The sequence below is a fragment of the Psychrobacillus lasiicapitis genome (assembly GCF_006861795.1).
GTDB lineage: Bacteria > Bacillota > Bacilli > Bacillales_A > Planococcaceae > Psychrobacillus > Psychrobacillus lasiicapitis.
In genome coordinates, this window is record NZ_VDGH01000003.1 from 356,308 (window position 1) to 379,661 (window position 23,354).

General features: G+C 40.0%; 20 protein-coding genes and 1 other annotated feature. All 20 genes read left to right on the forward strand.

Annotation, left to right across the window (positions count from 1 at the left end; translation table 11 throughout):
• Positions 1-8: 8 nt before the first annotated feature.
• The 20 genes from FG382_RS06795 (at position 9) to cysS (ending at position 23,350) form a co-directional block, all read left to right on the forward strand.
• Positions 9-944, forward strand: a complete 936-nt coding sequence (locus FG382_RS06795; protein ID WP_142538150.1) for an ABC transporter permease — start codon at positions 9-11, stop codon at positions 942-944.
• Complete coding sequence (locus tag FG382_RS06800; RefSeq protein ID WP_142538151.1) at positions 944-1,897, forward strand: ABC transporter permease; 954 nt, start codon at positions 944-946, stop codon at positions 1,895-1,897. The genes FG382_RS06795 and FG382_RS06800 overlap by 1 nt, the downstream gene beginning before the upstream one ends.
• A gap of 6 nt (positions 1,898-1,903) precedes the next feature.
• Positions 1,904-2,947: an ABC transporter ATP-binding protein gene (locus FG382_RS06805; RefSeq protein ID WP_280525883.1), complete on the forward strand. Its 1,044-nt coding sequence runs from the start codon at positions 1,904-1,906 to the stop codon at positions 2,945-2,947.
• 46 nt (positions 2,948-2,993) lie between these two features.
• Entirely contained in the window at positions 2,994-4,649 is a 1,656-nt protein-coding gene (locus tag FG382_RS06810) for a peptide ABC transporter substrate-binding protein (protein ID WP_142538152.1), read from the forward strand.
• Between the two features lie 61 nt (positions 4,650-4,710).
• Positions 4,711-5,634, forward strand: coding sequence for a S66 peptidase family protein (locus FG382_RS06815; protein ID WP_142538153.1), 924 nt, complete (start codon positions 4,711-4,713; stop codon positions 5,632-5,634).
• A gap of 14 nt (positions 5,635-5,648) precedes the next feature.
• A complete protein-coding gene (locus tag FG382_RS06820) occupies positions 5,649-6,731 on the forward strand; it encodes a mandelate racemase/muconate lactonizing enzyme family protein (protein ID WP_142538154.1) in 1,083 nt (360 codons plus the stop codon).
• An 11-nt stretch (positions 6,732-6,742) separates the two neighbouring features.
• Complete coding sequence (locus tag FG382_RS06825) at positions 6,743-7,666, forward strand: C40 family peptidase (protein ID WP_142538155.1); 924 nt, start codon at positions 6,743-6,745, stop codon at positions 7,664-7,666.
• Between the two features lie 11 nt (positions 7,667-7,677).
• Entirely contained in the window at positions 7,678-8,640 is a 963-nt protein-coding gene (locus FG382_RS06830) for an ABC transporter ATP-binding protein (protein WP_142538156.1), read from the forward strand.
• Positions 8,641-8,882: 242 nt separating this feature from the next.
• Entirely contained in the window at positions 8,883-9,938 is a 1,056-nt protein-coding gene (gene rsgA, locus FG382_RS06835) for a ribosome small subunit-dependent GTPase A (protein WP_142538157.1), read from the forward strand.
• 969 nt (positions 9,939-10,907) lie between these two features.
• Positions 10,908-11,375 carry a CtsR family transcriptional regulator gene (locus FG382_RS06840; protein ID WP_142538158.1) on the forward strand — a complete coding sequence of 156 codons (468 nt, stop codon included), beginning with the start codon at positions 10,908-10,910 and terminating at the stop codon, positions 11,373-11,375.
• A gap of 21 nt (positions 11,376-11,396) precedes the next feature.
• Positions 11,397-11,942, forward strand: a complete 546-nt coding sequence (locus FG382_RS06845; protein ID WP_142538159.1) for a UvrB/UvrC motif-containing protein — start codon at positions 11,397-11,399, stop codon at positions 11,940-11,942.
• Positions 11,932-13,032, forward strand: a complete 1,101-nt coding sequence (mcsB, locus tag FG382_RS06850; RefSeq protein ID WP_142538160.1) for a protein-arginine kinase McsB — start codon at positions 11,932-11,934, stop codon at positions 13,030-13,032. Before FG382_RS06845 ends, mcsB begins: the two co-directional genes overlap by 11 nt.
• Positions 13,022-15,472 carry an ATP-dependent Clp protease ATP-binding subunit gene (locus tag FG382_RS06855; protein ID WP_142538161.1) on the forward strand — a complete coding sequence of 817 codons (2,451 nt, stop codon included), beginning with the start codon at positions 13,022-13,024 and terminating at the stop codon, positions 15,470-15,472. The genes mcsB and FG382_RS06855 overlap by 11 nt, the downstream gene beginning before the upstream one ends.
• A gap of 165 nt (positions 15,473-15,637) precedes the next feature.
• Entirely contained in the window at positions 15,638-17,008 is a 1,371-nt protein-coding gene (radA, locus tag FG382_RS06860) for a DNA repair protein RadA (RefSeq protein WP_142538162.1), read from the forward strand.
• Between the two features lie 89 nt (positions 17,009-17,097).
• Positions 17,098-18,189 (forward strand): PIN/TRAM domain-containing protein, encoded by a 1,092-nt coding sequence (locus FG382_RS06865; RefSeq protein WP_142538163.1) that lies wholly within the window; start codon positions 17,098-17,100, stop codon positions 18,187-18,189.
• A gap of 67 nt (positions 18,190-18,256) precedes the next feature.
• Positions 18,257-18,949 carry a 2-C-methyl-D-erythritol 4-phosphate cytidylyltransferase gene (gene ispD, locus FG382_RS06870; protein ID WP_142538164.1) on the forward strand — a complete coding sequence of 231 codons (693 nt, stop codon included), beginning with the start codon at positions 18,257-18,259 and terminating at the stop codon, positions 18,947-18,949.
• Between the two features lies 1 nt (position 18,950).
• A complete protein-coding gene (gene ispF / locus FG382_RS06875) occupies positions 18,951-19,430 on the forward strand; it encodes a 2-C-methyl-D-erythritol 2,4-cyclodiphosphate synthase (protein ID WP_142538165.1) in 480 nt (159 codons plus the stop codon).
• 70 nt (positions 19,431-19,500) lie between these two features.
• A complete protein-coding gene (gltX, locus tag FG382_RS06880) occupies positions 19,501-20,964 on the forward strand; it encodes a glutamate--tRNA ligase (RefSeq protein ID WP_142538166.1) in 1,464 nt (487 codons plus the stop codon).
• Positions 20,965-21,022: 58 nt separating this feature from the next.
• Positions 21,023-21,241 (forward strand) — a binding site (T-box leader).
• Between the two features lie 67 nt (positions 21,242-21,308).
• Entirely contained in the window at positions 21,309-21,953 is a 645-nt protein-coding gene (gene cysE / locus FG382_RS06885; RefSeq protein ID WP_373287653.1) for a serine O-acetyltransferase, read from the forward strand.
• The gene (gene cysS, locus FG382_RS06890; RefSeq protein ID WP_142538168.1) at positions 21,950-23,350 is read left to right on the forward strand and encodes a cysteine--tRNA ligase; all 1,401 of its coding nucleotides are present in this window, start codon (positions 21,950-21,952) and stop codon (positions 23,348-23,350) included. Before cysE ends, cysS begins: the two co-directional genes overlap by 4 nt.
• The last annotated feature ends 4 nt before the right edge of the window (positions 23,351-23,354 follow it).

The following is a 23,354-nucleotide window of genomic DNA, read 5'->3' on the forward strand; positions in this document are numbered from 1 at the left end:
GTTTGCTTATGGCGAAGTATATTATTAAACGCTTTTTCATGATGATAGCAACGATTCTGATCATTGCTACGTTAACTTTCGCATTGATGCATACCATTCCAGGTTCTCCATTCGATGATGAGCGTACTTCTAATCCTACTATTCAAGCAAATTTAGAAAAATTTTATAAATTAGATGAACCTATGCATATCCAATATTTATATTATTTGAAGTCTATCGTTACTTTTGATTTTGGACCTTCCATTAAAAAGCCGAACGAATCTGTCAATGAATTACTGGCAAGAGGATTTCCAATTTCCTTTGAGCTTGGAATGGTCACCATTTTAGTCGCTTTGTTGTCGGGAGTTACTTTAGGGACTTTCGCGGCCTTGAGGCATAACGGAATTATAGATTATACAGCAATGACTTTCGCTGTTGTTGGGATATCTGTCCCTAACTTTGTTCTGGCGACCTTGCTTATTCAACAAATTGCAGTAAATTTAGAATGGCTTCCTCCTGCAACGTGGAGTAGTCCATTACATATGATATTACCTACCCTTGCTCTTGCAACTGGACCAACCGCTATTATTGCGCGATTAACAAGGTCAAGTATGCTGGAGGTGTTAACGCAGGATTATATTAAAATGGCTCGTGCAAAAGGACTTTCACCGGTAAGAATTGTTGTTAGGCATGCATTAAGAAATGCGCTTATGCCTGTAGTTACCATTATGGGAACTATGCTTGCAGGTATTTTAACAGGAACATTTGTTATTGAACGAATTTTTGCTATCCCGGGAATGGGAAAATATTTCGTAGAGAGCATCAATAACCGTGATTATCCAGTCATAATGGGATCGACCGTTTTTTATAGTGCATTTTTAGTATTTATGTTGTTCCTTGTGGATATCGTATACGGTTTCTTAGATCCACGTATAAAACTACATCGAAAAGAAGGGGATGCGTAATGACTAATTCAACTACAACTAAAATAGTATCCCCGCAAAATGTAAAAGACGAATGGTTTCGCCCTAAACAAAAAGAACAAGGAAGAGCAGAATCCGTTGTCAGACCTTCTTTGTCCTACTGGAAAGATGCTTGGAGGAGGCTAAGAAAAAATAAGCTGGCAATGGTTGGACTAGCTTTCCTTATTTTCCTATTGTTTATGGCTATTTTCGGACCTATATTGTCTCCCTATTCCGTTACAGCAACAGATTATCCAAACCAAAACAAAGCACCTTCTTTAGCCCATTGGTTCGGTACAGATGAAGCCGGAAGAGATGTATTTACTAGAACATGGTATGGTGCTCGAATTTCCTTGTTTGTAGGTGTGATGGCAGCGCTTATTGACTTTTTTATAGGGATTGTTTACGGCGGCTTTAGTGGGTATAAGGGTGGCAGAACAGATGCCATAATGATGCGCATCATCGAAGTGTTATATGGATTGCCACATTTGTTAGTAGTTATATTACTAATGGTTGTAATGGGACCAAGCTTAACCACGATAATTGTGGCACTAACCGTAACTGGGTGGGTCGGAATGGCGCGAATTGTTCGGGGGCAGGTCTTACAAATAAAGAACTATGAGTTTGTCACAGCTTCCAAATCATTTGGTGCAAAAACATCGCGAATTATCGGGAAAAATTTACTTCCTAATACGATGGGACCTATTATTGTCCAGATGACACTAACTGTACCGGGTGCAATTTTTGCAGAAGCATTTCTTAGCTTTTTAGGTTTAGGAGTTGCAGCACCATTTGCAAGTTGGGGTGTGATGACAAACGATGCCTTACCAGTTATCCTCTCTGGCCACTGGTGGCGATTATTCTTCCCAGCATTTTTTATTTCCTTAACAATGTTTGCTTTTAACGTACTAGGAGATGGACTACAAGATGCACTGGATCCGAAGCTTAGGAGGTGAGAATAGGTGAATGAACGTAAGAAAAAAGAGAAGAAAATAGTATCAGATGAGAAAGTATTGCAAGTTAATAACTTACAAGTCTCCTTTCGAACATACGGAGGAGAAGTCGAAGCTGTTAGAGGTGTTAACTTTGACTTGTATAAAGGGGAAACACTTGCCATCGTTGGAGAATCGGGTTGCGGTAAAAGTGTGACTTCAAATGCGATTATGGGACTGATTCCTCAACCTCCTGGAATTATAAAAAATGGTCATATTCTATTTAAAGGAAAAGATTTAACAAAATTGACAAAGGGAGAGCTGCGCAAAATCCAAGGGGTGGATATTTCCATGATCTTTCAAGATCCAATGACTGCGTTGAATCCTACATTAACAATCGGGGAGCAGTTAACGGAAGGTCTCCGTACTCACAAAAAAATAGGGAAGCAGGAGGCAAAGAAACGAGCTATCGACATGTTAAAGCTTGTAGGAATTCCCAACCCTGAGGAGCGTTTAAAACAGTTTCCTCATCAATTTTCCGGAGGTATGCGTCAACGTATTGTAATAGCGATAGCGCTTATTTGTGATCCAGAGTTACTTATAGCGGATGAACCGACAACCGCACTGGATGTAACAATTCAAGCGCAAATTTTGGAGTTGTTTGAAGAAATACAACGTAAGAAAAAGATATCAATTATATTAATCACGCATGATCTTGGAGTGGTGGCAAAAATTGCAGACCGCATTGCAGTAATGTATGCGGGGAAAATTGTAGAGATTGGCAATAAGCGAGAAATCTTTTATACGCCAGAGCATCCATATACACGGGGACTATTAAACTCTGTTCCTCGCCTAGACTTAGAGGACGAGGAATTGCAACCAATCGAGGGAACTCCACCGGATTTATTTTCCCCTCCGAAAGGCTGTCCATTCACAGCACGCTGTGATTATGCGATGGAAGTTTGCGATCATGTATACCCATTTACAAATAAGTTATCTGAAGCTCATAGAGTAGACTGCTGGCTACAAGATGAGCGTGCGAAAGTAATCAAGAATAGCGATAGGGTTGGATGAGCGCGCGATAGTGCATTCACATAGATAATACAAAGGGGGAACTGAGATGAAGAAGTGGTTATCATTATTTGTAGTCGCGTTATTTGTACTTGTGTTAAGTGCTTGTACAGCTACAAAAGATGCGGGAGAAGCACCGAGCACAGAAAAAGAAGGAGAAAAAGAGGAAGCTGGAACAGAAACAGAAGCTACACCAACAGAAAAAGTCCTATATTTAAATAATGGGAACGAACCAACCTCATTCGATCCATCCGTAGGATTTGATGCTGTATCCTGGAATGCATTGAACAATCTGATGGAAGGGTTAGTGAGACTTTCAAAAGATCATTTAGCAGAGCCGGCAACAGCGGAGAAGGTAGATGTATCCGATGATGGATTAACGTATACCTTTACTATTCGTGATGATGCAAAATGGTCTAATGGAGACCCAGTATTAGCAAGTGATTTTGTGTATGGATGGCTACACATGTTAAATCCTGAAACGGCATCTCCAGCAGCATTTCTAGCATATTTCATTGAAGGAGCAGAAGCATATAATAGTGGAACAGGTGCAGCTGATGCTGTAGCGATTAAAGCGGTTCAAGATAGAGTTTTTGAAGTGAAACTAAATACACCAACCGAAGCATTTTTAAGCATTATTACGAATCCAAGTTTCTTCCCGGTTAATGAAAAAGTAGCAACAGAAAATCCTACTTGGTTTGCAGATGCAGAAACTTTCGTAGGAAATGGTCCATTTAAATTAGTTGACTGGAAACATGATGTAAGTTTTACGTTTGCAAAAAATGAGAATTATTGGGATGCGTCAACTGTAAAGCTAGACAAAGTAGAGTGGGCGATGATCAATGACTCCAATACAGAATATCAAATGTATCAAACAGGCGAGTTAGACACCTCGGCAGTGCCATCTGAACTTGCTGAAAGCTTAATGAACAGCCCAGAACTAAAGAATGAAGACCAAGCGGGTTTATATTTCTATCGATTCAACGTTTCTATGGAACCATTTACAAACAAAAAAATTCGTCAAGCTTTTGCATATGCTGTTAACCAGCAGGAAATGGTTGATTTCGTAACGAAAAATGGTGAGAAACCAGGAGAAGGCTTTGTTCCTTATGGATTCATTGGTCCGGATGGAAAAGAATTTAGAGAAACTGCTGGAAAGCTTGTTGGTTTTGATGCAGATAAAGCAAAAGCATTGTTAGCAGAAGGTATGAAAGAAGAGGGGTATACGGTATTACCTGAAGTAACATTAACTTATTCGACAAGTGACACTCACAAGAAAATTGCGGAAGCACTACAAAGTAAATTTAAAGAAGTATTAGATGTAGATGTAGCACTTCAAAATGTAGAAGCAAGTGTATTTGCGACAGAGCAAAAAGAATTTAAGTACCAGTTGTCACGTTCTTCTTTCTTATTTGACTACGCAGATCCAGTAAATGCACTTGAAAGTTTCATTACTGGTTCATCGATGAACCGTACAACTTGGTCAAATGCAGAGTATGATAAATTAATAACAGATATTAAAAACGAAACCGACCAATCAAAACGTTGGGAAATGTTAATAGAGGCAGATGCATTGTTAATGGAAGAGATGCCAGTATTCCCAATTCACTATTATAACCAAGTGACATTAGAGAAGCCGTCTGTATCGGACATTGTAAGACATCCAGTAGGCTACTTAGATTTAAAATGGGCTGATAAAAACTAAAAAAGAAGCGGTGCCTTTTTAGGCGCCGCACCTTTTGTTTATTAAAAAGGAGAAAACAACTATGAAAATTCGTCCTAAACGATTAAGACAAGGAGACACAATCGGAATTATTGCTCCCTCTAGTCCACCAAACTTAGAGCAGTTAAAGCGTTCTTTAACCTTTTTAGATGAGTTAGGATTGTCTTATAAAATAGGGAAAAGTGTAGAAAATGTATATGGCTATCTAGCAGGCACGGATGAAGAACGTTTAGAAGACTTGCATGAAATGTTTGCAGACCCCGATATAGCAGGGATTATTTGCGCAGGCGGAGGATATGGTTCTGCTAGGTACACAGATAAAATAGATTTTCAATTAATGAATGAATGCCCGAAGATTTTTTGGGGCTATTCCGATATTACTTTTTTACATACAAGCATGAACATTTACTCAGAAATCGTTACTTTCCACGGACCAATGCTGGCATCTGATGTTGGAAAAGATACTTTTTCTGATCTATCGAAGAAAATGTTTCAGCAGTTATTTGAACCAATGGAACTTCACTATACGGCAGCGATTTCCCCTTTAGAAAGTCTTTCGACAGGAGTGGCGAGAGGCGAGTTAACGGGAGGGAATCTATCTCTTCTAGCTAGTGGGATTGGAACGAGATATGAAGTAGACACGAAAGGTAAGTTGTTATTAATAGAAGACATTGGTGAAGAACCTTACCGAGTAGATGGAATGCTTAACCAGCTAAGACAAGCGGGAAAACTAGAAGAAGCAGTTGGTTTTGTCATTGGGGATTTCAAAGACGCAGAACCAAAGAAACGCCCAATTTCATTGTCGTTAGATGAAGTGCTCCATCATTATATAGGTCAATTAGGTAAACCTGCTGTGAAAGGCTTCAAAATAGGGCATTGTGAACCACATTTTGCGGTTCCGCTTGGAACAGAAGCAGTACTCGATGCAGATAACTTAACACTTACGATCTTGCCGGGAGTTGAATAAGGGAGGTTTACCAATTGAATATTCAATCGATTGAAACGTTTGACGTAGCTATTCCACTTACTAAGCCTTTTAAAACGGCCCTCAGGACAGTTAATACTGCTTACTCCGTTTATGTAAAAATAACGAGTAGTGAAGGAGTAGTAGGGTATGGGGAAGCTCCTCCGACTCATGTAATTACAGGAGACTCAATGGCTAGCATTCGGTATGCGATTAACGAGATAATAGCACCGCAGTTAATCGGGCTTAACCTTTCCAATAGTGAACACATTTTTCAAAAGATAAATGCATCGCTTGTAAGAAACACAAGTGCTAAAGCGGCAGTCGATATGGCCATATATGATCTAATCGCTCGTCAAGTAGGACTTCCTCTATATCAATACTTGGGAGGATATCGCGATACATTGGAAACCGATTTTACGGTAAGTGTGAATGCACCAGATGAAATGGCTGAGGACGCGGAGCGGTACGTGAAGAATGGGTTTCATGTCCTAAAAGTAAAAGTTGGTATAGGTGATATGCAAGACGATATTGAACGTATTCAGGCTATCAGAGAACGAGTTGGAAACAGGCCGAAGCTAAGACTAGATGCAAACCAAGGCTGGAATGCAAAAGAAGCAGTTAAAGCAATTCGAACAATGGAAGATGCTGGGCTAGGGATTGAGTTTGTCGAGCAACCTGTTCCTGCTCATGATCTAGAAGGCTTAAAATATGTTACAGAGCGTACAGATACACCAATTATGGCGGATGAAAGTGTATTTTCGGTTATAGATGCTAAAAGGGTTTTGGAAATGCGGGCTGCAGATTTGATTAATATTAAGTTAATGAAGTCCGGGGGTATTCATCATGCTAAAAAGATAAATGCGCTTGCTGAAGCAAATGGAGTGGCGTGCATGGTGGGAAGTATGATTGAAACAAAGATAGGAATCTCTGCGGCGGCTCACTTCGCTGCTAGTCAACCGAATATTCAATTCTTTGATTTTGATGCACCGCTTATGCTTGCAAAGGACCTAGTTATTGGTGGGGTTTGTTACGAAAGAAGTAAGATGACGTTTTCAAAAGAGCATGGACTTGGTATTTCACGATTGGAGATCGTATAGGGGGTCTATAAATGTCAACAGGAGTACATGAGTGGGTTTGTTGTGTAAAAGTAGCAACTGTTTGGACGGAACCGGCTTCAGCGAGAGAGCTGGATGTGCCTGGAATTTCCAACCCAGTGTTATTAGCTGAGTGGCTGGAGGCACTGACGTATAAGGAGCGACTTGCTCTATGTGATGAAAATCGAGTACAAACCCAGCTTCTTTACGGAGAACCAGTACTGGTAGAAAAAATAGAAGGAGATTGGGCGAAAATTATTGCTGTATGGCAACCTTCTAAAAAGGATTCTCGGGGATATCCTGGCTGGGTTCCTGTAAAACAATTAAAGAAGTCAAAATGTCTGAATCCAATAGGCATTGTGCGTGTATCAGCTGTGAAAGCCCAATTATGGGATAAAAAAGAGAAGCCGTTACTTATCGTTCCTTTTAATACAACACTTCCTGTTATCTCAGAAGATGCATCTTACTTTTATGTTCAAACTCCCCATGGAGAAGCATTGTTACAAAAAAAATATGCAGATGTTGCTATGTCTATGGAACAATTTGCAAAGAGATCAGCAGAAGAGGTCATAGTTTTAGGAGAAAGGTATTTAGATCTCCCTTATTTGTGGGGTGGAATGTCTCCGTATGGCTATGATTGTTCTGGATTTTCATACAATATGCTGAAGGCATGTGGATATTTGATCCCTCGTGATGCAAGTGACCAGGCGATAAGCGGTGAAGAAATTTCAATACATGATATGGCCTCTTGGAAAAAAGGGGATTTACTATTTTTCGCCAATGATGAGGGGACAGGTCGGGTTCGCCATGTTGGCTTCTATTATGGAAATGGACAACTATTGCATTCGCCTTCTACCGGAAAAACAATTGAAATTATGGAGTTAGATGGTTCTAAGCTTGAGAAAGAAATCTGTGCAGTAAGAAGATATGCCGTTTAGGGGGGATTTACATGGCAGAAAAAGTTCTTTTATCGGTACAAGATTTAAGACGACATTTTGAACTGGGGCACGGCGAAACGTTGAAAGCTGTGGATGGCATCAGTTTTGACATAGTAAAAGGGGAAACATTTGGTCTAGTTGGAGAGTCTGGTTGTGGGAAGTCTACTGCAGGTCGAACGATTTTAGGCTTGTATAATAGAACACAAGGAAACGTTATGTTTGAAGATAAAAATGTACATGAAATGAATGATAAAGAGCGAAAAGAATATCTGAAAAAGATGCAAATGATTTTCCAAGATCCGTATGCATCCCTAAACCCACGTTCAACTGTGCTCGAAATAATTGCGGAACCAATGGAAGTACATAAACTATATAAATCCAAAGAGGCGTTGAAAAATAGAGTCTACGAGTTATTGGAGGATGTGGGTCTCAACAGAGATCACGCTAACCGCTACCCTCACGAATTTTCAGGTGGGCAAAGACAGCGCATAGGAATTGCTCGTGCACTGGCGTTAGATCCTGAATTCATCATAGCGGATGAGCCAATCTCGGCTTTAGATGTCTCCGTTCAAGCGCAAGTAGTAAAGCTTTTGCAACGATTGCAAAAAGAAAAAGGACTAACGTATTTATTCATCGCACATGATTTATCAATGGTGAAATACATCTCTGACCGTATCGGAGTAATGTATTTAGGACATATGGTGGAGCTTACAACAAGTAATCAGTTATATGAGGAACCATTACATCCATACACACAGGCGTTATTATCGGCTATTCCAATTCCAGATCCAGATATCGAGGAATCACGGGAGCGTATTCTATTGCATGGTGAGTTACCTAGTCCGATCAATCCACCTTCCGGCTGTGTTTTTAGAACACGCTGTGAACACGCCATGTCCATTTGTGCAGAAAAAAAGCCTGTATGGAAAGAACAAGCGACAGGACATTTTGTTGCATGTCATTTGTATAATTGACATATAGCAGAATTTATTGTATTCTGAAAATAACTAAAAGAAAAGGAGTGAGGCATTATGGCAAATTTAATTTTTAGTACACGAATCAGTAAGATCATGATGTCCCACTCTAGATATATCTAAAAAAGTATAGTGTTTTATACTTTTCTATTTGATATGCTTCTTTCTAATGACCGGGAAACCATGATTGCTGATTCGTGCAATCATGGTTTTTTATTGTCTAAAATTAGGAGGAAGTAAATTTGAATTTAATCGAACAATATGGTTGGAATGATAAATGGGAAGAAAAAAAGCAAGGTAGTGGTATCGTAGGGCGCGTCCTACTAGAACATAAACATTTATATAGAGTAATAACAAACGAAGGAGAATGGTTATGTTCTCTTTCTGGAAAGTTCAAATTTGATCATGGGCGGGAGGCATTTCCTGCAGTTGGAGATTGGGTTGAACTGGAACAAATGCCGGGAGAGGAAAAAGGAATTATCCATGAGGTGCTTCCTCGTAGCTCACAGTTCTCAAGAAAAGTGGCCGGCTCAACAATTGAAATTCAGTTAGTCGCTGTAAATGTCGATTACGTCTTTCTTGTCATGTCCCTTAATAATGACTTTAATGTACGCAGGCTGGAGCGCTATTTGTTAGCGGCATGGGATTCTGGAGCAACACCTGTAGTTGTTCTGACAAAAAAAGATGCATGTGAAGACTTGGCATACTATATAAGTGAAGTAGAATCTATTGCTTTTGGTGTTGATATATTCGCGGTCAGTAGTGTAACAGGAGAAGGAATCGATAGCTTGGCAAATCTTTTGTCGGCAGGTAAAACAGGTGCACTTCTAGGATCTTCAGGAGTAGGGAAGTCTTCTTTGATCAATGCATTGTCTGGGGAAGAAGTAATGGCTGTAAACGGTATTCGAGAAGATGATAGCAAAGGCCGGCATACAACGACGCATAGAGAGCTAACCCTATTACCAGGTGGAGGGTTACTAATCGATACCCCAGGGATGCGAGAATTTCAACTTTGGGAAACAAGTGAGGGCGTAAGCGCAAGTTTCAAAGACATTGAGGAACTAGCAGAAGGATGTCGTTTCCGAGATTGCAAGCATGAAAAAGAACCAGGATGTGCAATACAAGAAGCTATATACACAGGCACCCTTAAAGAAGAGCGATATAAAAGTTATGTAAAATTAATGAGAGAACTTGCCCACATTGAACGAAAAAATGATGTGGCTGCTCGAAAAGTAGAACGAGATAAGTGGAAACAAATTACGAAAACCCAAAGAAGTAATTACAAAAAGAAAAAATAAACAATGCAACGAATAATAGAAGATTTACCTGACTACTAATTCATTTGATTAGTAGTTTTTTTATCTTTTAGGGAAATATGAAATAGCTGTTAGGTGGTTGTTTAGGGAAACTGCGCAGTAAGAAATTTATTAGGTAACCGCTAGGATTTTCGCTTCACGAGGACGCTTTCCGCGGGGCGGGCGGTGAGCCTCCTCGGTCGCTGTCGCTCCACTGCGGGGTCTCACCTGTCCCGCTTGATTCCCGCAGGAGTCGTCTCCTTCCGCTTCAATCAATGGAGACTTCTTGCTATTTAGCTCGGTGGTTATAAGAGCTATAAATGGATTCTGATTCACTGGTTATTTATGATCGACTTACTAAAGAAAATCATCCACAGTTTTTGACCATGCAAATCCAATAAGTGGCTATCGGAGACCAAACAGTTGTCGAAAGTAAGCAGTTGTAGTCTGAGAGGAACCAATTTTCCTAAAACAAGTTAACTCGAATTGAGACGGCAATAATAATAGAGCATTAACTAGTATTGTTTTACCAAAATTACCCGCTCACTCGGTTTGTCACGTTCCCAGTGTGTATTGTAGCGGAAGGGCGTCGACTCCAGCCGAGGCCAACACGATGTTGGCCTCGAAGGCGTTGCCACACAATGTGGCGCTCTTAGCCTTTGTTCCTAAAATGGTGAAGACCCTGGACTGAGCGTAGCGAAGGAAGCGGCTGAAGCCAAGCCGGCGGAAAGCGTACGTCCTGCAGCGGAAATCTTAGAGGACTCTTCCTTCAATTCACTACCGCGCAGTTTCCCTATACTATACGACAAAGAGCTGTCGAAAAAACAAGACATATTTAGAGGTGATGTATGTTTTTTTATTCAGAAATTCGGGAACACTGATGGAAGAATCGTATCAATTGCACATACATAATTTTCTCGTTATAATATAGTCAAAGTTAGTCAAAGTCAGTTTGCGAGAAGAGGTGAGAAGGTGAAAAATATATCTGACATTATTGAAGGGTATTTGAAGTCCATTATAGAAGAAGAGAGTAAGGGACAAATTGAAATAAAAAGAAGTGAAATTGCTGAAAAATTTCAGTGTGTCCCATCTCAGATAAATTATGTGATAAATACTCGATTTACCCAAGATCGCGGATACTTAGTGGAAAGTAAACGTGGTGGCGGTGGATATATTCGAATCCTCCGCGTGCGGGCGCATACGAAAGCTGATTTGATTGAGCATATAATACAAGGACTAGAAAAAGGGGCATCTGAAACAGTAACAGAAGATATTGTGTTCCGATTGATCGATGAAGAAGTTATATCGAATCGAGAAGCAAAACTTATCTTAGCTGCCCTTAATCGAACCACACTTGCTATTCCACTACCAGCAAGAGATGAGCTAAGAGCGCGTATACTGTGTGCAATGCTACTTACATTAAAATATGAAAAAAAGTGAAGATGAACGGGGTGTTGGAAAGTGATTTGTGAAAATTGTAAGCAAAGACCTGCAAAAGTAACAGTTACGCAAGTGCATAACGGTGAACACTTTGAAAGACATTATTGTGAGGTCTGTGCAAATAGTCTCCACCCGTTTTACGTGGAATATAAACATGATCCATTATCTCTCCATCAACTATTAACAAATTGGTTCAATCATACAGAGCAGCAACCAATGCAACAAGTGCAGAAAAAAGTTCCATTAGAATGTGAAGCATGTGGTTGGTCTATTCAACGATTTTTAGACGAAGGAAAATTTGGTTGTGCCTCTTGTTACAATAGTTTTCGCGAACAATTACCTACTGTATTTAAACGTTTACATAACGGAAACGTGACACATGTAGGGAAAGCGCCTGGCGCTTTCGGTGAAAAATTAGCGGTGAAAAAACGAATTGAAGAAATAAGATTGCAAATGAAAGAAGCGATTGAAACAGAAAAATTCGAAGAAGCCGCACTGCTAAGAGATGAGGTAAGGGAACTGGAAGATAAACTTGCCGCTGGAGGTGAAGAAACGCATGTCGATTGAACGTTTTTTAGATAACTCGATTTCTAGTTGGATGGCAGGAGATGGAGAGCATTCAGATATTGTCATGAGTACAAGAATTCGACTAGCAAGAAACTTAAACGGATATCGATTTCCTCTTGCATTTACAGAAGACGAAGCGCATAAAATTGACCAATCCGTCTCGGCTACGTTATTAGATGCGAATGAGGATCTGGAGATGAATTTTTCCTCCATTCAAATAAAGGATTTGTCTGAATTGAGTCGTCAAGTGCTTGTAGAAAAGCATTTAATCAGTCCTAAGCTAGCAAATTCGCCGATGACTGGTTCTGCCCTCATATCTGATGATGAGGCTGTTAGCGTAATGGTCAATGAGGAAGACCATATTCGTATTCAATGCTTATTTCCAGGTCTCCAAATTCAAGAAGCATACAAGCAAGCAGACACGATTGATCGAGTTTTAGAAAAAGAGCTATCTTATGCGTTTGATGAACAATTCGGTTATTTAACAAGCTGTCCTACTAATACCGGTACTGGTTTACGTGCATCCGTTATGATGCATTTACCAGCGCTAACGATAACCAAACAAATGAACCGAATCGTAACAATTATCTCTAGATTAGGAATGGTTGTAAGGGGTATTTACGGGGAAGGTAGTGAAGCGCTCGGGAATGTATACCAAGTATCCAACCAAACAACTCTTGGTAAAACAGAGGAAGACATAATTGCCGATCTTCAAAGCATTGCCGAACAAATTATTCAAAAAGAAAGAGAAGCTAGAAATGCACTTTTAAAGCATTCAGCCAATACACTAGAGGATCGGTTATATCGTTCATTAGGAACCTTGTCGTACGCGCGTATTATGACTACAGAAGAGGCGGCAAAGTGTCTGTCCGATGTGCGTTTAGGAATAGATATGGGACTTATTGAAGATGTAGATGAGACTATTTTGAATGAATGTATGGTCTTTATGCAACCAGGATTTTTACAACAATATGCCGGAACGACTTTAAATACTTCTGAAAGAGATTTGTTTCGAGCGAAGTTGCTAAGGGAAAGGTTGCAAAAGGGAGAAAAAACGAAAACAAAAGGAGAGAACTCATATGATGTTTAATCGATTCACACAAAGGTCGCAAAAAGTTTTACAATTAGCGCAAGAAGAAGCAATTCGCTTAAAGCACGAATCTATCGGAACAGAACATATATTGCTTGGTTTAATCCGTGAAGGTAGTGGTATAGCTGCAAAAGCATTAGAAGCGATCGAAGTTGATACCAAAGTTATTGAAGTGGGAATTGAAGAGCTAGTTGGAACTGGAGCCGAAGAAGTTGGCCCAATCGTCAACTACACACCACGTGCGAAAAAAGTAATTGAGCTCTCCGTAGACGAGTCTCGCAAACTTGGACACTCCTATATAGGTACAGAGCATCTATTACTAGCATTGATCCGAGAAGGAGAAGGAGTAGCGGCAAGAGTTTTAAATAACGCAGGTGTTAGCCTAAACAAAGCTCGCCAACAAGTTCTACAATTACTAGGCAGTAATGATCAATCTCATGGGAATTCGAATAATAGTGCTGCTCCGGCAAGTACTCCTACGCTCGACGGATTAGCACGTGATTTAACTCAAATTGCTAGAGAAGGTACACTAGATCCAGTTGTGGGACGCAGTAAAGAAATTACACGTGTAATTGAGATCTTAGCGCGCCGAACAAAAAATAACCCTGTTTTGATAGGGGAACCTGGTGTTGGTAAAACAGCGATCGCAGAAGGTCTTGCTCAGCAAATTATCCAAAATGAAGTCCCAGAAATATTGCGTGATAAACGAGTAATGACACTAGATATGGGAACAGTGGTTGCTGGGACGAAATATCGCGGTGAATTTGAGGACCGTTTGAAAAAAGTAATGGATGAAATTCGCCAGGCTGGAAATGTTATTCTGTTCATAGATGAGCTTCATACGTTAATAGGAGCAGGTGGAGCAGAAGGTGCAATAGATGCATCGAACATTTTAAAACCAGCACTTGCACGTGGGGAAATTCAATGTATTGGTGCGACAACATTAGATGAATATCGAAAATACATTGAGAAAGACGCTGCGTTAGAGCGTCGTTTCCAACCGATCCAAGTGGATGAACCATCAGTCGCTGAAGCGATTCAAATTATATACGGCTTACGTGATCGTTATGAAGCCCATCACCGTGTGAAAATTACAGACGAAGCGGTAGAAGCGGCAGTTAAAATGTCCGATCGTTATATCTCGGATCGTTTCTTACCAGATAAAGCAATCGATTTAATCGATGAGGCAGGCTCAAAAGTAAGACTACGTTCTTACACAACACCTCCTAATTTAAAAGAATTGGAGGCAAAGCTAGAAGCAATTCGTTCAGAGAAAAACGCTGCTGTTCAAAGTCAAGAATTTGAAAAAGCTGCATCTTTCCGCGACAAAGAACAAAAGCTTAAAGACGAGCTAGAAAAAATGAAGAATGACTGGAAAGAAAAACAAGGAAAAGAAGAGTCAGAAGTAACGGTAGAAGATATTGCGGCAGTTGTTTCTATGTGGACGGGAGTACCTGTTTCTAAGCTAGCGCAAACTGAATCTGAAAAGTTATTAAAGCTTGAAGAAAAGCTGCATGAACGAGTAATCGGTCAAGCGGAAGCTGTAGATGCGATTTCTCGAGCAATTCGCCGAGCTCGTGCAGGTTTAAAAGACCCTAAACGACCAATTGGTTCCTTTATTTTTCTTGGACCTACTGGTGTAGGTAAAACAGAACTTGCACGTGCGCTTGCTGAAGTAATGTTTGGCGATGAAGACGCGATGATCCGTGTAGATATGTCCGAGTATATGGAAAAACACTCGACTTCACGTCTAGTAGGGTCTCCTCCAGGTTATGTTGGATTTGATGATGGCGGACAGTTAACAGAAAAAGTACGTCGTAAACCTTATTCAGTTATCTTGTTAGATGAAATAGAGAAAGCACATCCAGATGTGTTTAATATTCTCTTGCAAGTTTTAGAAGATGGTCGACTAACTGATTCTAAAGGACGTACAGTAGACTTCCGCAACACAGTTGTCATTATGACCTCTAACGTAGGAGCGGATGCACTTAAATACAATAAACATGTTGGATTTAACCTACAAGAAGCTGGAAAAACGGATTATAAAGACATGAAGGGCAAAATGCTAGAAGAATTGAAAAAAGCATTCCGTCCTGAATTCTTAAACCGTTTAGATGAAATGATTGTCTTCCACTCACTAGAAAAAGAACATTTAAAACAAATTGTTTCACTAATGACGGAACAATTAGCTAAACGCTTAAAAGAACAAGGAATAGAACTCGAGCTTACAGAAGCAGCTCAAGAGAAAATTACAACAGAAGGATTCGATCCGGCTTACGGTGCACGTCCATTGCGTAGAGCACTACAAAAACACGTAGAAGACCGACTTTCTGAAGAGTTATTAAAAGGGGAAGTCTTAGCAGGGCAACATGTCGTGTTTGATGTAGAAAATGATGAATTTGTTGTACGTACAAAAGCGGCGGTAGCAGCAGAAAAATAATATTGCGGGCATTCCAACCCTAAGGACGGAATGCCCTTTTTTTACTCAGTATCAATCTAGCGCCAGCGCTTTGCTCCAGGATATGGCGTATTTTGCAGACCTATCACATTCTCATTTACCTGTCGGAGACAACTAGGCGCTTTTGCTTTTTACATAGGAGGTACCATGGCGAAGAAAAAAACGAAATTTATGTGTAATGCTTGCGGATATGAGGCCGCTAAATGGATGGGAAGATGTCCAGGATGTGGTGAATGGAATACGATGGTGGAAGAGGTAGAGATCGTATCGAAAGGTCCTAAACGCACTTTTCAGCATTCTACAGGCGTAACGCAAAAAGCAACCCCCATTATTGCAGTGGAAACTGTGGAGGAACCACGAGTAGTAACCGACTTTGGTGAGTTAAATCGTGTGCTTGGTGGAGGGATAGTACCTGGTTCGCTTGTGTTAATAGGTGGAGATCCGGGTATTGGGAAGTCGACACTTCTTTTGCAAGTTTCAGCCTTACTTGCGAATAAAGGAGAGCGAGTTTTATATATCTCTGGTGAAGAATCTATCCGCCAAACAAAACTTCGTGCAGAACGTTTAGGGGTTACCTCGGCGGAACTATATATTTATTCGGAAACCAATTTAGAATTGATCAACGAAACAATCGATAGTGTAGAACCCAAGTTTGTGATCGTGGATTCTATTCAGACGGTGCACCACCCGGAAGTAACAAGCGCTCCAGGAAGTGTCTCTCAGGTACGAGAATGTACAGCTGAACTAATGCGTATTGCCAAGACAAAAAACGTCGCTATCTTTTTAGTTGGACATGTAACGAAAGAAGGACAAATTGCAGGTCCCCGTATACTTGAACATATGGTAGATACCGTTTTATATTTTGAAGGAGAACGCCATCATACGTATAGAATTTTAAGGTCTCAAAAAAATCGCTTCGGTTCCACTAACGAAATAGCAATCTTCGAAATGGTGCAGCAAGGATTAAAAGAAGTGTTAAATCCCTCTGAATTATTCCTACAAGAACGTTCGCATGGTGCTGCAGGTTCGGCAATTGTTGCTTCGATGGAAGGGACAAGGCCGATTTTAGTTGAGATACAAGCGCTTGTAACACAATCCAGTTTTAACTACCCGAAACGAATGGCAACCGGAATTGATCAGAACCGCGTGTCATTACTTATGGCGGTGCTAGAAAAACGTATGGGATTGTTGCTTCAAACACAAGATGCATATATAAAAGTTGCGGGTGGAGTAAAACTAGACGAACCTGCGATCGATTTAGCCGTCCTAGTAAGTATTGTATCCAGTTTTCGGGATACAGGTGTAACTCCTACCGATTGTTTTATAGGAGAAGTTGGGTTAACAGGAGAAGTCCGAAGAGTCTCTAGAATTGAACAACGTGTACAGGAAGCGGCGAAGTTAGGGTTCAAACGAGCGATAGTTCCGGCGTCTAATATAGGTGGATGGGATTATCCAAAAGGAATTCAGGTTATAGGTATAGAATCTGTAAATGAAGCAATGAAAGAAGCATTTTCTTAAGTTTAAGACTTAAAGACATACTCCTTGTGGTCTTAATAGACGTAGTAAGACCGCAAGAAGTATAATAAATAATTAATGGAGGTGGCATTTTGTTGAAATGGATTATACAAATCGCATTTGTTTTAATTGGTGGTACATTGGGTTTAATATTATTACCGCATTTATACGAATTAATTAATTTATCCAATAACCCTTGGATCCACAATCCTTACGTATCAATTTTAATTGGAGCAATATTACTTTACGTTGCAGCCTTGTTTTTAACGGATTACTTAATAAACTTTATTAAGTGGATGGAAGAACGGTTGTTGCGGGCGCCGATTGGAGATTTACTTTTCGGTACACTTGGTTTAGTTATTGGATTAATCGTTGCATTTTTACTTGGATCAGCTATTAATAATATTGCCTTTTTGGGCATTGACTCTATTGTACCGGTATTATTATCAATCGTACTTGGATACTTAGGTTTCCAGGTAGGGTTTAAAAAACGAGATGAATTAATTCATGTTTTTACTTCTACTAAGCAACAAACTAGCAAAAAGAAAGCTGCAGATGAAGAAGGTGCACAAGGTTTAGGTCTGGGAACATATAAGTTGCTAGATACCAGTGTGATTATCGATGGACGTATTACGGATATATCAGAAACAGGGTTTATCGAGGGAGTATTGGTGGTTCCACAGTTCGTGCTAACAGAGCTGCAACATATAGCTGATTCTTCTGACACGCTTAAAAGAACAAGAGGACGGCGTGGATTAGATGTACTGAAAAAACTGCAAACCGAACGTGCTTCTGCAGTCTTAATAGTAGAGGATGACTTTGAAGATATACAAGAAGTAGATTTAAAGCTAGTGCGACTAGCTAAAAAGATGAATGGAATCGTTGTAACAAATGATTTTAACTTGAACAAAGTATGTGACCTACATCAAGTTCGTGTTTTGAATATTAATGACTTAGCAAATGCAGTAAAGCCAGTCGTTATTCCTGGGGAAATAATGCATGTAGTTGTCATTAAAGATGGAAAAGAACATAATCAAGGTGTTGCTTACTTAGATGATGGTACGATGATTGTTGTGGAAGGTGGAAAAGCGTATATCGGTCAGGCGATAAACGTGGAAGTAACAAGTGTATTGCAAACTTCCGCAGGTCGGATGATTTTTGCGAAACCACAAGAATCTAAATAAGGGGAGGGGTTATTTCCTATTTTATTAGGAAAAGCCCTTTTTCTATGTAGTGTAGGAGGGTATGCTATTGTTGTATACGGTATTGTTACCTGCTGCTGGAAGTGGTAAAAGGATGGGAGCAGGCCAAAATAAACTTTTTTTAGAATTAAGAAAGATTCCAATTTTAATACATACTTTACGCGCTTTTGAACAAGATCCGAAGTGTCATCAAATAGTATTAGCAGTGAAAAAAGAGGAACAAGCTTTTATCGAAGAGTTGCTAGTAAAACATCGGATTTCCAAGGTTGCCGCCATCACCGAAGGAGGAGCAGAACGGCAGCATAGTGTATATGCTTGTTTAAAGGCTTCCCCAACGAATGGTATTGTGCTTGTACATGATGCTGCAAGACCGTTCATTAGACAAGAGGTTATCCATCGGTTAGTACAAACCGCAGAAGAGTTTGGGGCAGCGGTAGCGGCGGTTCGTGCAAAGGACACGGTGAAAAAAGTAGAAAATGGTATAATCCAAGAAACAGTCGATCGAGAAAGCCTCTGGATTATTCAAACACCGCAAGCATTCCGGTATGATGTACTGGAAAAAGCAGAAAGAATGGCGGAAAAAGAAGGTTTTTTAGGTACAGACGAAGCGATGCTTGTAGAACGACAAGGAGAGCAGGTTCATATTGTAGAAAGTACTTATGATAACCTGAAGATGACAACGCAAGAAGATCTTCTTTTTGGAGAAGTAATTTTAACTAAACGAGAGCAGGAGGAACAATAGAATGATGCGAATTGGTCAAGGATTTGATGTGCATGAATTTGCGGACAATCGTCCGTTAATAATAGGTGGGGTAACAATTCCTTACGAAAGAGGTCTTATCGGGCATTCAGATGCAGACGTACTGCTTCACACAATTACCGACGCAGCTCTTGGAGCAATTGGAGAAGGAGATATTGGACGGCATTTCCCAGACACTGATCCTGATTTTAAAGATGCAGATTCAGCAAAACTTTTAGAGCATATTTGGAAACTAGTAGATGAAAGAGGATACAAACTAGGGAATATCGATTGTACGATCATTGCCCAAAAACCAAAAATGGCACCACATATAGAAACAATTCGGGCACGTGTCGCAGAACTTCTACAGGCAGACGTTAGTCAGATAAATGTGAAAGCAACAACAACTGAAAAATTAGGTTTTACAGGACGTGAAGAAGGAATTGCTTCCATGGCAACTATATTGCTTCTAAAGAAAGACTAACTTTTAAAAACAGGTTAGCAGTGGTAAAATATAAAAAGTTTAGATGCACGAAAATTAGGAGGAAATTCAAATGACACAAGAAGTTCGCGTACGCTACGCGCCAAGTCCAACAGGGAACTTACATATTGGAGGAGCACGTACTGCATTATTTAACTATTTATATGCACGTCATCATAACGGAAAATTTATCGTTCGTATAGAGGACACGGATATCGAACGTAATATCGAAGGTGGCGAATTATCACAACTGGATAACTTAAAATGGTTAGGTATCGAGTATGATGAGTCTGTTGATATCGGAGGACCTTATGCACCTTATCGCCAAATGGAGCGACTAGATGTTTATACAAAACATGCAAAAGAAATGGTAGAAAAAGGCCATGCTTATAAATGCTTCTGTACATCAGAAGAATTAGAAGCTGACCGTGAAGTACAAAAAGCAAATGGGGTAGCTGCTCCTATGTATAATGGTAAATGCCGTCATTTATCAGCTGATGAAGTACAAGCAAAAGAAGCAGAAGGTCTTCCTTATACTATTCGCATGCGCGTCCCGGAAAATGTGACTTATACTTTTGAAGATTTAGTACGAGGGTCCGTTACATTCGAATCAAAAGATGTTGGTGATTGGGTTCTTGTGAAAGCAAATGGCATTCCAACTTATAACTACGCAGTTGTATTAGATGATCATTTTATGAAAATTTCCCATGTATTTCGCGGAGAAGAGCATTTATCCAATACACCTAAACAATTGATGGTATTCGATGTGTTCGGATGGGGATATCCGAAGTATGGCCATATGACATTGATCATTAATGAAAGCCGTAAAAAACTATCTAAACGTGACGAATCGATTATTCAATTCGTTGCTCAATATAAAGACCTTGGCTACTTACCAGAAGCAATGTTCAACTTCTTTGCATTACTAGGTTGGTCTCCAGAAGGGGAAGAAGAAATTTTCTCTAAGGAAGAGCTTATTAAAATATTTGATGTAAACCGCTTATCTAAATCACCATCTATGTTCGATAAACAAAAACTAACATGGATGAACAATCAATACATTAAACAGTTGCCATTAGAAAAAGTTATAGAACTCGCACTACCACATTTACAAAAAGCGGATCTTCTTCCGGCTGAACTATCAGAAGAACAACGTGTCTGGGCAAATAACTTAATCGCACTTTACCAAGACCAAATGAGTTATGGGGCAGAGATTGTAGAATTATCTTCTTTGTTCTTTAACGATGAACTTGCATATAATGAAGAAGCGACAGAAGTATTAGCGGGAGAACAAGTTCCAGAAGTAATGGCTGCATTTAAAGTACAATTAGAGAGCCTAGAAACTTTTGAAGCAGCAGAGATTAAAGCAACGATTAAAGCTGTACAAAAAGAAACGGGACATAAAGGAAAAAACTTATTTATGCCAATTCGTGTCGTAACGACTGGTCAAACACATGGTCCTGAATTAGCGGATGCCATCAGCTTAATAGGAAAAGAAAAAGTAATTGAACGCGTTGCTAAGTACGCAAAACAATAAGATTGACTTTCCGCTCCTAAGGTGTGAAAATGATTGTACAAATACGAGAACGAAAAAATAGAAAGCGAAGAAGAGGAGAAGTAAGTAACGCATGTTCTTTAGAGAGGACCATCACCGGCTGAAAGTGGTCTGAACGAGTGGGTTACCGAAATGCACCTCAGAGCGCCACGCCGAACATGTCTAGTAGGCTGGACGTATCATCTGCGTTAAAGATGTCGAGTGGGAAAAAGAGAAAATTTTTCCAATCAGAGTGGAACCGCGCTTTTGCGTCTCTGTCTATTAGTAGGCAGAGGCGTTTTTTTGTGCCAAAAAAACAAGGAGGAGGAACCAAAGTGTTGGAACGTATGAAAGAAGACATAGCTGTTGTTTTTGAACAAGATCCTGCAGCGACAAGCAAGTTAGAAGTAATATTAACATACGCAGGTTTACATGCTGTTTGGAGTCATCGAATAGCGCATGCTTTATACAAAAAACAGTTTTTTTTCCTTGCACGAGCAATCTCTCAAATAAGCCGCTTTTTCACTGGTATCGAAATACATCCCGGAGCTACCATTGGTAGACGTTTTTTTATAGATCATGGTTCAGGAGTCGTAATTGGAGAGACTTGTGAAATCGGGAATGATTGTACGATTTATCAAGGTGTCACTCTAGGTGGAACGGGAAAAGAAAAAGGGAAGAGGCACCCCACTCTTGCAGACAATGTACTCGTTGCAACCGGTGCGAAAGTATTAGGATCAATAACTATTGGGGAAAATAGTAAAGTGGGTGCAGGTTCCGTTGTTCTGAAAGATGTACCAATGAACTCGACGGTTGTTGGAATACCAGGAGTTGTAGTTATTCAAGACGGAGTAAAACTGAAACGGGACTTAGATCATCAAGACTTGCCGGATCCAATTGCTGATCGTTGCAAAAGGATGGAAGAAGAAATAGCGGCACTTCAAGAGGAAATTAGACGACTTGCAAAGGAAAAGGAGAAACATTTATTATGACAATCCAAATTTTTAATACTTTAAAGCGTGAGAAAGAACCATTTGTGCCAATGGAAGAGGGAAAAGTAAAAATGTACGTTTGTGGTCCAACGGTCTACAACTACATTCATATTGGAAATGCACGCCCTGTTATTGTGTACGATACGGTAAGAAAGTATTTGCAATACCGTGGATACGATGTGACGTTTGTATCGAACTTTACAGATGTCGACGACAAAATTATTAAAGCGGCAAATGAGCTAGGAGAAGACGTATCAGAGTTAACTGCTCGTTTTATTAAAGCATATTTTGCTGATGTGGAAGCGCTTGGCTGCAGTAGAGCAGATTCACATCCTCGCGTAACAGATCATATGGATGAAATTATAGAATTTATTCGAGTGTTAGAAGAAAAAGGCTATGCTTACGAGTCACAAGGTGATGTATACTACCGTACGAGAAAGTTTGACGGCTATGGTAAGCTATCTCATCAATCGGTAGATGATTTGAAAGTTGGAGCACGGATAGAAACTGGGGAAAAGAAAGAAGATGCACTAGATTTTGCTCTATGGAAAGCAGCGAAACCGGGTGAGATTTTCTGGGAAAGTCCTTGGGGGAAAGGGCGTCCTGGCTGGCATATCGAATGTTCTGTAATGGCAAGAGAAATACTAGGAGATACGATTGATATTCATGCAGGTGGCCAAGATTTAACCTTCCCACACCATGAAAATGAAATTGCGCAGTCGGAAGCTAGAACAGGTAAAACATTTGCGCGATATTGGATGCATAATGGGTATATTAATATTGATAATGAAAAAATGTCTAAATCGCTTGGCAACTTTGTACTAGTGAATGACATTCGTAAGCAAATTGATCCGCAAGTACTACGTCTATTCATGTTAAGTGTACATTATCGTCATCCGATCAACTACTCAGTCGAGCTAGTAGAGCAAGCGGAAGCGGGTCTAGATCGTATTCGCACCGCATATGCAAATGTGTTGCATCGATTGAATGCAACTGCTGACTTAGGGGACCAACATGATATTTGGCTGCATAAAATCACAGAAGTACAAACACAATTTGAAACTGCGATGGATGATGATTTTAATACTGCAAATGGCATTGCCGCAATCTTTGAATTATCCAAGCTTGCTAATACGTACTTGCTAGAAAAACAAACGGAAGAAAAAGTATTGCAACAGTTTATAGCGGTTTTCGATAAATTAACGGCAGTATTAGGCTTAACGTTGCAAAAAGAAAGCGAAGTGCTTGATGAGGAAATTGATGCATTAATTGAAGAGCGTAACCAAGCAAGAAAAGATCGCAATTTCGCACGAGCAGATGAAATAAGAGACCAATTAAAAGAGATGAATATTATTTTGGAAGATACTGCACAAGGTATCCGATGGAAACGAGGATAAACTT

Coding starts and splice junctions, on each gene's coding strand:
- mcsB (WP_142538160.1), top strand. CDS start 11,932: ATGTCGATTGAACGTTTTTTAGATAACTCGATTTCTAGTTGGATGGCA.
- gltX (WP_142538166.1), top strand. CDS start 19,501: ATGACACAAGAAGTTCGCGTACGCTACGCGCCAAGTCCAACAGGGAAC.
- FG382_RS06855 (WP_142538161.1), top strand. CDS start 13,022: ATGATGTTTAATCGATTCACACAAAGGTCGCAAAAAGTTTTACAATTA.
- FG382_RS06815 (WP_142538153.1), top strand. CDS start 4,711: ATGAAAATTCGTCCTAAACGATTAAGACAAGGAGACACAATCGGAATT.
- cysE (WP_373287653.1), top strand. CDS start 21,309: ATGAAAGAAGACATAGCTGTTGTTTTTGAACAAGATCCTGCAGCGACA.
- FG382_RS06830 (WP_142538156.1), top strand. CDS start 7,678: ATGGCAGAAAAAGTTCTTTTATCGGTACAAGATTTAAGACGACATTTT.
- radA (WP_142538162.1), top strand. CDS start 15,638: ATGGCGAAGAAAAAAACGAAATTTATGTGTAATGCTTGCGGATATGAG.
- FG382_RS06825 (WP_142538155.1), top strand. CDS start 6,743: ATGTCAACAGGAGTACATGAGTGGGTTTGTTGTGTAAAAGTAGCAACT.
- FG382_RS06800 (WP_142538151.1), top strand. CDS start 944: ATGACTAATTCAACTACAACTAAAATAGTATCCCCGCAAAATGTAAAA.
- FG382_RS06795 (WP_142538150.1), top strand. CDS start 9: ATGGCGAAGTATATTATTAAACGCTTTTTCATGATGATAGCAACGATT.
- FG382_RS06810 (WP_142538152.1), top strand. CDS start 2,994: ATGAAGAAGTGGTTATCATTATTTGTAGTCGCGTTATTTGTACTTGTG.
- cysS (WP_142538168.1), top strand. CDS start 21,950: ATGACAATCCAAATTTTTAATACTTTAAAGCGTGAGAAAGAACCATTT.
- ispF (WP_142538165.1), top strand. CDS start 18,951: ATGATGCGAATTGGTCAAGGATTTGATGTGCATGAATTTGCGGACAAT.